10 protein-coding genes are annotated in these 11,425 nt (G+C 68.9%); 5 read left to right on the forward strand and 5 right to left on the reverse strand.

The window, feature by feature from the left end:
• Positions 1-397 (reverse strand): TIGR00645 family protein (locus ABT116_RS33480; RefSeq protein ID WP_351641447.1); only part of this gene is annotated, 397 nt, incomplete at its 3' end.
• A 190-nt stretch (positions 398-587) separates the two neighbouring features.
• Between ABT116_RS33480 and ABT116_RS33485 the strand changes: the two genes are divergently transcribed.
• Entirely contained in the window at positions 588-2,231 is a 1,644-nt protein-coding gene (locus tag ABT116_RS33485) for a DNA repair helicase XPB (protein ID WP_351641449.1), read from the forward strand.
• A 25-nt stretch (positions 2,232-2,256) separates the two neighbouring features.
• Here ABT116_RS33485 and ABT116_RS33490 read toward each other — a convergent pair whose 3' ends face one another.
• Positions 2,257-2,445 carry a hypothetical protein gene (locus tag ABT116_RS33490; RefSeq protein ID WP_351641451.1) on the reverse strand — a complete coding sequence of 63 codons (189 nt, stop codon included), beginning with the start codon at positions 2,443-2,445 and terminating at the stop codon, positions 2,257-2,259.
• A gap of 265 nt (positions 2,446-2,710) precedes the next feature.
• Here ABT116_RS33490 and ABT116_RS33495 point away from each other — a divergent pair, with 265 nt between their 5' ends.
• On the forward strand, positions 2,711-4,750 hold the full coding sequence (locus ABT116_RS33495) for a HelD family protein (protein ID WP_351641454.1): 2,040 nt from the start codon (positions 2,711-2,713) through the stop codon (positions 4,748-4,750).
• Positions 4,751-4,826: 76 nt separating this feature from the next.
• On the opposite strand, the gene ABT116_RS33500 is transcribed toward ABT116_RS33495, so the two are convergent.
• A complete protein-coding gene (locus tag ABT116_RS33500; RefSeq protein ID WP_351641475.1) occupies positions 4,827-6,227 on the reverse strand; it encodes a glycosyltransferase family 39 protein in 1,401 nt (466 codons plus the stop codon).
• 430 nt (positions 6,228-6,657) lie between these two features.
• On the opposite strand from ABT116_RS33500, the gene ABT116_RS33505 reads away from it, so the two are divergent.
• From ABT116_RS33505 to ABT116_RS33515, 3 genes are all read left to right on the forward strand, one after another.
• Positions 6,658-6,951 (forward strand): lactococcin 972 family bacteriocin, encoded by a 294-nt coding sequence (locus tag ABT116_RS33505; protein ID WP_351641457.1) that lies wholly within the window; start codon positions 6,658-6,660, stop codon positions 6,949-6,951.
• 71 nt (positions 6,952-7,022) lie between these two features.
• Positions 7,023-9,122, forward strand: coding sequence for a bacteriocin-associated integral membrane family protein (locus tag ABT116_RS33510; RefSeq protein WP_351641459.1), 2,100 nt, complete (start codon positions 7,023-7,025; stop codon positions 9,120-9,122).
• Positions 9,119-9,859 (forward strand): ABC transporter ATP-binding protein, encoded by a 741-nt coding sequence (locus ABT116_RS33515; protein WP_351641463.1) that lies wholly within the window; start codon positions 9,119-9,121, stop codon positions 9,857-9,859. Before ABT116_RS33510 ends, ABT116_RS33515 begins: the two co-directional genes overlap by 4 nt.
• Positions 9,860-10,010: 151 nt before the next feature.
• On the opposite strand, the gene ABT116_RS33520 is transcribed toward ABT116_RS33515, so the two are convergent.
• Together ABT116_RS33520 and ABT116_RS33525 are read right to left on the reverse strand one after the other, a co-directional pair.
• Positions 10,011-10,703 (reverse strand): copper homeostasis protein CutC, encoded by a 693-nt coding sequence (locus ABT116_RS33520; protein WP_351641469.1) that lies wholly within the window; start codon positions 10,701-10,703, stop codon positions 10,011-10,013.
• A 100-nt stretch (positions 10,704-10,803) separates the two neighbouring features.
• Positions 10,804-11,421 carry a maleylpyruvate isomerase family mycothiol-dependent enzyme gene (locus ABT116_RS33525; protein ID WP_351641480.1) on the reverse strand — a complete coding sequence of 206 codons (618 nt, stop codon included), beginning with the start codon at positions 11,419-11,421 and terminating at the stop codon, positions 10,804-10,806.
• Positions 11,422-11,425 lie beyond the last annotated feature (4 nt).

The raw sequence follows: 11,425 nt of genomic DNA on the forward strand, positions 1-11,425 counted from the left end.
CCACGAACATCTGGAGCAGGTGTACGGAGGAGATGCCCACGATCGCCGTGGCGAGCTTGACCTTCAGCACGTTGGAGTTGACGTGCGAGAGCCATTCGGGCTGGTCACGGTGGCCCTGCAGGCCGATGCGCGAGACGAACGTCTCGTAGCCGCCGACGATCACCATGATCAGCAGATTGGCGATCATGACGACGTCGACCAGCTTGAGCACCGCGAGCATCACGTACGTCTCGGTGGCGTGCCCGCTCACGCACATCAGGATTAAGGTCCAGAGCTCCTTGAAGAACTTGTAGACGTAGACGCCCTGGGCGGCCACGAGCCCGAAGTACAGCGGGGCCTGGAGCCAGCGGGTGGCGAACAGGGCGTATCCGAGCGTGGTGGTCGTCGGGTTGCGCACCCGCGCCATTCTTCGGGGACGCGATGGAAAAACTGAATTCACACCACACGTTGGGATGAATAGGCATTCAGTACGACCGGACGCGCAGATCACACCACCTGACGCGGTCGATCAGGCACACTGGACGTTTGGCCGAGGCATCGCGCTGTCGAGCCGTCCGAGCCCTCCGGCCACAGAAAGGGTGCCGCGCGTGAATGGTCCGCTGATCGTCCAGTCCGACAAGACCCTGCTCCTGGAAGTCGACCACGAGCAGGCCGACGACTGCCGCCGGTCCATCGCCCCGTTCGCGGAACTGGAGCGGGCGCCGGAGCACATCCACACCTACCGCGTGACCCCGCTGGGCCTGTGGAACGCCCGCGCGGCCGGGCATGACGCCGAGCAGGTCGTGGACGCGCTCGTGCAGTACAGCCGCTATCCGGTGCCGCACGCGCTGCTCGTCGACATCGCCGAGACGATGGACCGCTACGGCCGTCTCACCCTGTCCAAGCACCCGGCGCACGGGCTGGTCCTGACCACCACCGACCGTCCGGTGCTGGAGGAGATCCTGCGGTCGAAGCGGATCACGCCGCTGGTCGGCGCCCGCATCGACCCGGACACGGTCGCCGTGCACCCCTCCGAGCGCGGGCAGATCAAGCAGACGCTGCTGAAGCTGGGCTGGCCGGCGGAGGACCTCGCCGGGTACGTCGACGGCGAGGCGCACGCGATCGAGCTGGCCGAGGACGGCTGGGCGCTCCGGCCGTACCAGAAGCAGGCCGTGGAGAACTTCTGGCACGGCGGTTCGGGCGTCGTCGTCCTGCCCTGCGGCGCCGGGAAGACGCTGGTCGGGGCCGGATCGATGGCCCAGGCGAAGTCGACCACTCTCATCCTGGTCACGAACACCGTCTCGGCGCGGCAGTGGAAGCACGAGCTGGTGAAGCGGACTTCGCTGACCGAGGACGAGATCGGCGAGTACAGCGGCACCCGCAAGGAGATCCGCCCGGTCACCATCGCCACCTACCAGGTGCTGACGACCCGGCGGAAGGGCGTCTACCCGCACCTGGAGCTGTTCGACTCGCGGGACTGGGGGCTGATCGTCTACGACGAGGTGCACCTGCTGCCCGCGCCGGTCTTCAAGTTCACCGCCGATCTCCAGGCGCGGCGGCGGCTGGGCCTGACCGCCACCCTGGTCCGCGAGGACGGCCGGGAGTCCGACGTCTTCTCCCTCATCGGGCCCAAGCGGTTCGACGCGCCGTGGAAGGAGATCGAGGCGCAGGGCTACATCGCGCCCGCCGACTGCGTGGAGGTCCGGGTCAATCTGACGGACTCCGAGCGGCTCGCGTACGCCACGGCCGAGACGGAGGAGAAGTACCGCTTCTGTGCGACGACCGCGACCAAGCGGAAGGTCACCGAGGCGCTGGTCCGGAAGTTCGCGGGGCAGCAGATCCTCGTCATCGGGCAGTACATCGACCAGCTGGACGAGCTGGGTGAGCACCTCGGGGCGCCCGTGATCAAGGGCGAGACGTCGAACGCGCAGCGGGAGAAGCTCTTCGACGCTTTCCGGGAGGGCGAGATCAGCGTGCTCGTCGTGTCCAAGGTCGCGAACTTCTCGATCGACCTGCCGGAGGCGACGGTCGCCATCCAGGTGTCGGGCACCTTCGGCTCCCGGCAGGAGGAGGCGCAGCGCCTCGGCCGGGTGCTGCGGCCCAAGTCGGACGGCCACCAGGCGCACTTCTACTCGGTGGTCGCCCGGGACACCATCGACCAGGACTTCGCCGCGCACCGCCAGCGCTTCCTGGCGGAGCAGGGGTACGCGTACCGGATCGTGGACGCGGACGAGCTGCTCGCGGAGAGCTGACGGCGCTCGGCCCGGGCCGGTCCGCTCACTTGCGGCGGACCACGCCGACTTCCTCTCCGTACTGACCGAGGACGATCACGTCGAAGGCGGCGCCCGCGAAGACCTTGACGGCGCGCAGGGCATCGCCGAGGCGGTGGCGGTGGCTGCCTGCCACGGCGGTGGCGCCGGGCGGGCGGCCCGGTGCCGGGGCGGGGTGGATGGTTGCTGCGCTCATGTCTCCATGGTGCGTTTCGGCCCGTAAAGTCCGCGTCGGTCTCGGGGCGGAATCTCCCGGCCGCCGCGTACGCCGCTGGGCCGACCCGCTCCCCTCGAGGATGAGGGCCGTCCCCTAGGGGATGAGAAAACCGTTCGCGGTCATCGCCCCCGTTCCTCTAAAATCTCCGCTCTTGCCCGCCTCCCTCACGGAGTGCCGCCGACCGGACGGAAACCGGCCGGCATCTCACCGCCCACTCTCAGCAGGTCCCTCCGGAGGCACCCCCTTGTCCACGCCCGTCGACGACCCGCTCGCGCGTGAGCGCTCCCACCTCTCCTCGTCCCGATCCGCCCTGCGCGCCATGCGCGAGGACGTCGAGGCCCTCGACATCAGCGATGTCACCGCGAACTGGGTCAACGCCGAGGTGCTGGCCCGCCAGATCGAGGAGCGCGTCAAGGCGCTGGCCGATCTCAGCGACACCCCGCTGTTCTTCGGCCGGCTCGACTACCTGCACGCCCCGGGGAGTGAGAAGGCCGAGGGCGCGGAAGGGGAGCGCTTCTACATCGGTCGCCGCCATGTGCACGACCACGACGGCGACCCCATGGTCATCGACTGGCGCGCGCCGGTCTCACAGCCGTTCTACCGGGCCTCCAAGAAGGACCCGATGGACATCGCGCTGCGCCGCCGCTTCGGCTACACCCGCGGCGACATCACGGCGTACGAGGACGAGCACCTGTCCGACCCGGGGGAGGCGGACCGGACCAGCAAGCTGCTCCAGCGGGAGATCGAACGGCCGCGTGTCGGACCGATGCGGGACATCGTCGCGACGATCCAGCCGGAGCAGGACGAGATCGTGCGCTCCGGCCTCTCCGGCACGGTGTGCGTGCAGGGGGGCCCGGGCACCGGGAAGACCGCCGTCGGCCTGCACCGGGTCGCCTACCTCCTCTACGCCCACCGCGAGCGGCTCGCCCGCACCGGCACGCTGGTCATCGGACCGAACCGGTCCTTCCTGCACTACATCGAGCAGGTCCTGCCCGCGCTGGGCGAGTTGACCGTCCAGCAGGCGACCGTCGACGACCTCGTCGGCCACGTCGAGATCAAGGGCACGGACGACGCGACGGCCGCGGTCGTCAAGGGCGACGCCCGGCTGGCGCGGGTGCTGCGCCGGGCCCTCTACTCGCACGTCACGATGCCCACCGAGCCGGTCGTGGTCGTGCGCGGCTCCCGCCGCTGGCGGGTCCCGGCGTACGAACTGGAGGACATCGTCCGCGAGTTGCTCGACCGCGACATCCGCTACGGCGCCGCGCGCGAGGCCCTGCCGCAGCGCATCGCGCACGCCGTGCTGGTGCAGATGGAACGGTCGGGTGAGGCGCCGGACGACCGGGTGCAGGACGCGGTGGCCCGCAACAGCGCGGTCAAGGCGGCGGTGAAGGCGGTCTGGCCGGCCGTCGACCCGGCGAAGCTGGTGCTGCGGCTGCTGTCGGACGCGGAGTTCCTCGCCGTGCACGCCGAGGGGATCCTCGACGAGGACGAGCAGAAGGCGATCCTCTGGGCGAAGCCGGCGCGCAGTGTGAAGTCGGCGAAGTGGTCGCCGGCGGACGCCGTCCTGATCGACGAGGCCACCGACCTGATCCAGCGCACGCACTCCCTGGGGCATGTCGTCCTCGACGAGGCGCAGGACCTCTCCCCCATGCAGTACCGGGCGGTCGGCCGCCGCTGCACCACCGGCAGCGCGACCGTCCTCGGCGATCTGGCGCAGGGGACGACGCCCTGGGCGACGCGGAGCTGGCAGGAGGCGCTGACCCATCTCGGCAAGCAGGACGCCCTGGTGGAGGAGCTGACGGCGGGCTTCCGTGTCCCGACGGACGTCATCACCTACGCCTCCCGGCTGCTCCCGCACATCGCCCCCGGACTGACCCCGGTGGCCTCGATCCGCGAGAACCCGGGCCACTTCGAGGTCCGGCCGGTCTCCGGCACGAAGGACGTGGTCGAGGCCTGCCGCGAGTTGCTGCGCCACGAGGGCTCGACGGGCCTCATCGCGGCGGACGCCCGCGTGCCGGAACTGGCCGACGCCCTCACGGAGGCCGGCATCCCGTATATCGGCCCCGGCGAGGAAACCACCCAGGACACCCGCCTGACCCTGGTCCCGGCCTCGCTCGCGAAGGGCCTGGAGTACGACTACGTGGTCCTGGACGAGCCCCGTGCGGTGGTGGACGCAGAACCGGACGAACGCACGGGCCTGCGCCGCCTGTACGTGGCCCTGACCAGGGCGGTATCGGGCCTGACGGTGACCCACACGGCCCCGCTGCCGCCACAACTGACCTAGAGGAGTCCTTCCGGACCACGCGCTGTGCTCCTGGCCGAGGGCCTCTCAACTGCCCGACCAGGGTGCTCACGGGGGGTCAGCGAGTCGTCGGCCGGCGTTCGTACACCGTCACCCTGCGGCCGCGGATCTGTTCGTCGGCCACTGGGGTGAAGTACCTGCGCAGGACGGCGGTCTTGGCTCTGTCCCGGGCGGTCGTCACCGGGCGGGCCACCCCTGATGCGTCCGTCACCAGGAGGACCCGATGCTCGGCCATCAGCGCAGCGCGTATCCGGTCCGGGGCCGCCTCCACGCCCTTCAGGGTGCCGGATCCCACCGGGGTCTCCACCAGTGCTATGTCCCGCAGGCCCGCGAAGGCGTTCGGGGAGACGGACTTGGTGTCCCGGCGGGCCGACGGTATGAAGAGGACCCCGTTCCCGGCCTGCTTCAGGTGCCTTATTTCCGAGGCCACCGCCAGGACGTCGTCCACCCTGCTCGCCGGCGATCGCTTGGCCAGTGACTGCGGCAGCAGTGCCAGCATCGCCACGGCGAGCGCCATCGGGAGGATGCACCTCGACGCTCCCGGCCAGCGGGGCCTGGCCGCCCGTACCGCCGAGTCGACGATGGTACCGATCAGGAGGGCCAGCCCCAGCATGCTGTAGAGGATGTAGCGGTCCAGGAACAACGGCTGGATCAGCGACAGCGCGATGAGGCCGAGTTGCGGCACCGCCAGCAGCGGCAGTCCCACGGCCGCCGTTGACAACCGGCGGGCCCGCGGCCGGTCCAGCAGCGCGCCGACGCCCCCGATCGCCAGCAGAACCCCGGGGCCGATCAGCATGTGCCCGGACAGCGGCGGTATCCATGACACCTGCCCGGACTGACTTCGGCTGAACACGATCAACGGCAGCGCACCGGCCGTGGCGCACCCGGCCGCCACCGCCCAGCGAGCCAGCACCGTGCGCCCGGCAGAAGTCCAGAGCAGGGTGACGAAGTGCGCCGCAAGCATCATGAGCGAGAGCCAGTTCAGCAGGCCCGTGAAGAGGACAGCGGCGCTGTATGCGGCCCAGTGGCGCCTCCGGACCTGCCGTTGCAGCGCGGTCACCAGGAGGACTGTGGAAACTCCGGTCCCGGCCGCCACCAACGCGTACGACCGGCCCTCCTGGAGATAGAACTGCACGGCCGGCAGCAGTCCGAGGGTCATCCCGCCGGCCAGGCCCGCCCAAGCGCCGGCCAGTCGGCGGCCGATGACGGCCACACAAGCCGCAGCGACCGCCGTGGCCAGCACCGACGGCAGCCGCAGCGTCGTGATGCCGGGGCCGAAGCACTCGAACAGCACATGCATCAGCAGGTAGTAGAGCCCGTGGACCACGTCGACGTTGCCCAGCATGTGCCATATCTCGGCAGTCGAGCGCTGGGCCACCTGCCATGTCGCGGCCTCGTCCCGCCATACGCTGTCCTGCCGCGCCAGCCCCCACAGACCGCAGGCCGACGTCCACAGCATCGGCAGCAGCCAGACGAGGGCAACGCGGTACGAGGCGGTGCCCGCCACGGTTTCCCTTTCCGGCCGGGAAAAGCGGAATGCTGTCTCTAACTTTTGGCCGGTCGACATGAAGGGGGCTCCCGAGGACGGTTGGCGAGGAGGGCCGAATTCCGGAGTCACTACCGGCCACAACCCGTAGCACCTTAAGCCAAACATCCTGGCCCGTGCCGCGACGCACCTGCTCCTGCGGCCATCACGACAGTAGAAATCCTGCCACTGTCCGAATTCACCCCTCACTCCATTCGCCGCGCTCCCACCTCCATGATCCACGGCTTTTCAGCCAACTGACAGCCGAAAACGATCAGGCTGTTGCGCCGTGATCACTTTCCGTTCAAGCTTTGGGGTGCACACGACAAGTCCACGAAAAGCTCATAGTGAGAGGTGATTCACCATGCACAAGAGAAACGTGGTCAAGGCAGCCGTCGCATCTGCGGCCCTCATTTTCGCTGCGGCAACGCCGGCGATCGCCACGACCGTCGATGTGGCCGGCGGAAAGTGGAGCTACGACCAGGGCGCCAATACGGCGTGGTCGAACTTCAAGCACGCGTCGAATTGGCACTCGTCGGCCGTGAAGATCGGCAGCCAGACCTTCAAGAGCGGCTGCACTTCGCCGGGCCCGTGGTCCCTTGCATCGGGCACGAAGAACGGCGGCGCCATTTCGTACCACTACGACCCCAGCTGCTGACGCCAGTTGTGGGGGCGGGTGCCCCTCGCCCCCACAGCTGTTCCCTCACGGATTGACCGGATCGGTAAGAGATGCTGCATCGAGGCACGAGATTCGTCCACGCCGCGGTTCTCGCCTTCGCCGCAGCACTGTCCTTTCTTTTCGTGCGCGGCCTGGATGAGACCGGAATACTAGGAAACACAGCCCTCGTCGAAGTGATCGACTCCGACGGCTCGAAGAGCGGGGCCCAAGTCGTCCGGGCTGTCGAAAGCATCTCGGCCGAGTACAAGGTCGGAATAGCCCGCGAGATGCCCGACATGATGAATCCCGATGGCCTCCGGCATCTGTATCTGACCCCCGCCGGCACTTCCATGACCGAGGGGTGGCTGGACGAGGGTTATCCACAGTTCAGCAGGACCCTTGCAACACGCGTGCACCCGATGTCAGAAGTCGAAGCGCTGGACCCTCGAGGCACCTACTACGTGTTCGGCACAGCCGCGACCGTGGACGCGCTGGTGGGCGAGCTCGATCGCCTGGGTCTCACCACGAGCGTGACCCACCCCTTGTCGTACTCGGAGCTGACCGGCCGGTACTCGGACGACCCGCTGTTCCAGGCCTTCTGCGTGGTCGCGCTGGCGGCCGTGACGATAACCGGCGCGAGCGTGCTGCTCAACGCCAAGACGTACGGGGTCCTGCGCATGCAGGGCATGTCGTTCACCGGCATCCTCCTGCGTGACCTGCGACAGCTGGCGGTCTACTGGCTCGCGGCAGCCGGCACCGTGACGGCGGTGACGCTGGCCTCGCTCGGCCTCTACAACGGCTTCGCCTGGCTCGGTCTGTTCGCCATGGTGGCTGCGGTGGCCGCCGTCCTCCTGCTCATCCTGGTGCTCGCGGCCCACGCGGCCGTGCTCGCGCTGACCTACAAGGTCGACGTACTGCAGGCCCTCAAGGGCGAGCTGCCCGCACGGGCGGCGTCCCTCAGCGTGTACGCCGTACGCATCCCGGCGCTCCTGCTCGCGCTCAGCATCGCCACGAACGTCACCCTCGCCGGCCGCGGCGTGCTGATGCGCCAGGACAACCAGAAGGTCTACGAGACGGTGGGCGAGGCGGTCTCGATCCGCCTCAGCGGCGCATTCGCCATGCGCACGGAACAACTGGACGAGCACGTGGGGCCATGGCTACGCCAGGCGGACCGGCAAGGCCAGGTGGTCCTCGCCGGCCGCAGAGACCTCCAGACATCCGCCCCCGGCGCCCGTCTGCCGTCCGGCGAGTTCCTCATCGTCAACGACACGTATCTCGCCGAGCAGCCGGTACGGGACCCGGCGGGACGCCGCTACACCTCTCGCGCCGGTAACGACAAGGCTTCGGACTCGCGGTCGATACGGGTCATCATCCCGGATTCTCTCGCTTCTCATACAGCGGTGATCACGAAGACGGCGTCCGCGATCATGGGCTCACGTCAAAACCAGAACGTCCCACTTGAGGCAGTGAGGGGCAAAACGGGACAGCGTCTCTTCGGATACAACACCGGGACCTATGTCTACAATTCCGGACACGGCCCCGACGAGGACAGGTCCATGTTGCGCGACCCGGTGATCATCGCCGTACCGAATGGTTCGCGATTTCTCACCCACGACGCATACACCACCTACGCCTCTCAGGCGGGAGTGATCTTCCCTGACCCTGATGACGCGCTGAACGGCATCAAGACGAACCGACTGCAGAGCTACATCAGCGGAATCAGTCCCGTTGGCCAGAAAACCGCCTTGGACCTCAGGAACGCGGTCAGCGAACTACGGCTTCACGTGTTCAATCTCATCATCTCCGCCATCATTCTCCTCATCGCCGGTGTCGGGATTTGCCTCATCTATTCCCGCAGAAACGCACAGACGATTTTCGCGCGACACATCAGCGGCTGGAGATACGTCACCACGCATCGTTTCATCCTCGCCGTGGAACTGGCTATCGCCGCGATATTCGCCACGCGGGTTCCTTTCCAAGCGTGGCAGCAGGGGCAGGAATTGAAACAGTACGCGGCCGCCGGCGCACCGGCTCCTTTCCAACCCACTCACCTCACCGCGCTGGACGCCGGCGTCATCACGACTCTGGTTGCAGTGGAATTCGGGGCCGTGCTGCTCGCTCTCGCGTTCTTCCATCGTCGAATAGTGAAGGAAGGAGCGGCTGCGGCATGAACTCTGCAAGCACCAAAAGCCCCTCGTTCAATGCGGAGAAGATCGTGATCGAGGCGGAAGACCTGTCCAAGTCTTTCGAGTCACGGGTCTTGTGGCAGGGCGTCAACTTCGCCGTCAGCCGGGGTGAGATGCTCGCACTCGTCGGCCCGAGCGGGTCGGGAAAGTCCACTCTCCTCAATTGCCTCGGACTGCTCGACCGACCGACCACCGGAGTGATCCGGTACCAGGGAAACGACATCACGCGGTTCGGCAGAGGAGAGACCCGCCGATTCCGTCGTGACACCCTCGGGTACCTGTTCCAGCACTACGCCCTGATCGAGAACGCGACTGTCCAGGAGAACCTGGAAGTGGCCGTCAGACCACGGCGGAAGAGGTCGGACAGCGACGGTCCGGGCATCGCCGAGGCCCTGGACCGGGTAGGCCTGGCGGGCAGGGGCAAGGAACGGATCCACTATCTGAGCGGCGGCGAACAGCAACGCGTGGCCCTGGCCCGGCTCATGGTCCAGCGCCCCACGCTGGTCCTCGCGGACGAGCCCACCGGCGCCCTCGACGACGTCAACACCACCGCCGTCATCGACATACTCCGTGAGTTGAGCCGAGCCGGATGTGCCGTCGTGCTCGCCACTCACGACTCCGGCGTCCGGGACCGCTGCGACACGGTCTTCGCCGTGCACAAGTCATCGTTCGCCACCACCCCGACACGCGAAGTGGCCACCCCGGCCTCGGCCGGCCACTGACCCGCTTGCGAACGGCAGCCGGTTTCACGGGCACCACGTGGCAGCACCCGAGCCCCCTGACCACGGTCGCCGAGACGCTGTTGCGGGGCCGGGCGCACCTTCGTGCTCCACAGGCCGCAGGCCCGGTCGCCGCAGCGCGTCGTACACGTCATCAACGGGCGTCCAACGCCGCCCGCCACGCCGCGACCGCTTCGGCCGAAACCGGCTCGTCCCAGCCCCCCGGCCGAGCCGCTCCGCCGATGTGAAACCCGTCGACCCCGGCCTTCAACAACACCGGCACATGCTCCAACCGCAACCCACCCCCCACCAGCAACCGCTGCTCATACCCCGGCTCACCGGCCCGCCCGGCCTCCGCGAGCAGTACGGGCAACCCGTCATCGACCCCGCCCGCAGACCCGGCCGTCAGGTACGTGTCCAACCCCGGCATCCCGTCCAGCTGCTTGCGCAGGGCGTCCCGGTCGGCGGCCCGGTCGATGGCCCGGTGGAACGTCCAGGGGCATCCGTCCAGAACCGCCACCACCCGCTCCACGGCGCCGAGATCGACCGCGCCCCCTCCATCGAGGAAGCCCAGCACGAACTCCGACGCCCCGGCCTCCCGCAGCTCACCGGCCACCCGCACCAGCCGTTCGACATCCCCCGCCGCGAACCCGTCCGCCAGACGGATCATCACCCGCAGGGAGATGTCGACCGCGCGCCGGATCCCGGCGACGGTGGCGGCCGACGGGGTGAGCCCGTCGGCCGCCATGTCGGTGACCAGCTCGAGGCGGTCCGCGCCTCCCGCCTGGGCGGCGACCGCGTCCTCGACCCCGAGGGCGATCACCTCCAGGACTGCACGCTTGCTCATGGGGCCCCTTCGTCGGCATGCGTCGGCGTTCGATGACAGGTCTAGTCCAATCAAGACTACGCTGCCCATCCGCGCCGCCTCCGATGCCCCGGGGGCGGGCTCAGCCGAAGATGTTCAGCTCCTTCGACTCCACCCCGGCCAGCTCGAACACCGGCGCCCCGTCGACCGGCCGCCCCGTGTACAGCCGTACGAGCGTCGGCCCGTCCCCGATGAACCGGCCCGGGGGCCGCTCCCCGCCGCTCTCGCCGAGCCGCAGCGGCTCGTCCAGGTCGTCGAGGTCGGCGTGGACCGGCACATGCCCCCGCTCGCGGGTGATCCGGGCGAGCAGCGCGAGCGCGTCCGGCAGCCCGGCCCCGCCGTAGGCCCCCGGCTCGCCCAGGGCCTCGCGGACGTCCCCGGCGTGCACCCACTCCCCGAGGGCGAGGCCGTCCAGCTTGCCGCCGGCCCCGGCGATCGCGGGCCCGGCCTCGCCCATCCCCCGCTCCAGCTCGTCCACGACCTGCGCGTCGCTCCAGCCGGCCCGCTCCGCGATGTCCCGGTCGTTGGACTCGGGCGAGAACACGCCCTCTTCGAACCTGCCCTCCGCCACCCGCGTCAGCGCGGCCGAGCAGTGCGCCAGCACGTCCCGCACCGTCCAGCCCGGACACGCGGCGACCGGCCGCGCGAAGTCCTCCCCGGCCCGGCCCCGCAGCAGCGGGATCAGCGCGTCACGCTCGATCGTC

This window comes from Streptomyces sp. NPDC002130, from assembly GCF_040296465.1.
In the GTDB taxonomy this organism is placed as follows: domain Bacteria; phylum Actinomycetota; class Actinomycetes; order Streptomycetales; family Streptomycetaceae; genus Streptomyces.